This window comes from Aeromonas sp. QDB14 (genome assembly GCF_027707845.1).
Classification (GTDB): domain Bacteria; phylum Pseudomonadota; class Gammaproteobacteria; order Enterobacterales; family Aeromonadaceae; genus Aeromonas; species Aeromonas caviae.
In genome coordinates, this window is record NZ_JAPCJD010000208.1 from 1 (window position 1) to 717 (window position 717).

Annotated in this window: 1 protein-coding gene; it reads left to right on the forward strand. The window is 48.5% G+C overall.

The annotated features are described in order from the left end of the window. Positions 1-201 precede the first annotated feature (201 nt). The coding region (locus tag PG887_RS22540; RefSeq protein ID WP_270822964.1) for a recombinase family protein at positions 202-717 on the forward strand (516 nt) is incomplete at its 3' end.

Below are 717 nucleotides of genomic sequence, written 5' to 3' on the forward strand. Positions count from 1 at the left end.
CTTTCAGTCTGCTCAGTGGTCAGAAAGTCAACGGGCATATCGGCCTCCCTGCCTGACGGGCATTTAGTAACATTTTTCCAACCGTACGAAATGTTATAAATTATCGGACATCGTAAAACTGTTACATTAATATGTCTATTAAATCGTAAATTTGTAATAATAGACATGAGTTGTCCGATATTCGATTTAAGGTACATTTTTATGCGACTTTTTGGTTACGCTCGGGTCTCAACCAGTCAGCAGTCTCTTGATCTTCAGGTCAGAGCACTCAAAGACGCAGGTGTGAAAGCAAACCGTATATTTACCGATAAGGCATCCGGCAGTTCAACAGACCGGGAAGGGCTGGATTTGCTGAGGATGAAGGTGGAGGAAGGTGATGTCATTCTGGTTAAGAAGCTCGACCGTCTTGGCCGCGACACTGCCGATATGATCCAACTGATAAAGGAATTTGACGCTCAGGGCGTGGCAGTCCGGTTCATTGATGACGGGATCAGTACCGACGGTGATATGGGGCAAATGGTGGTCACCATCCTGTCGGCTGTGGCACAGGCTGAACGCCGGAGGATCCTAGAACGCACGAATGAGGGCCGACAGGAAGCAAAGCTGAAAGGAATCAAATTTGGCCGCAGGCGTACCGTGAACAGGAACGTCGTGCTGACGCTTCATCAGAAGGGCACTGGTGCAACGGAAATTGCTCATCAGCTCAGTATTGCCCGC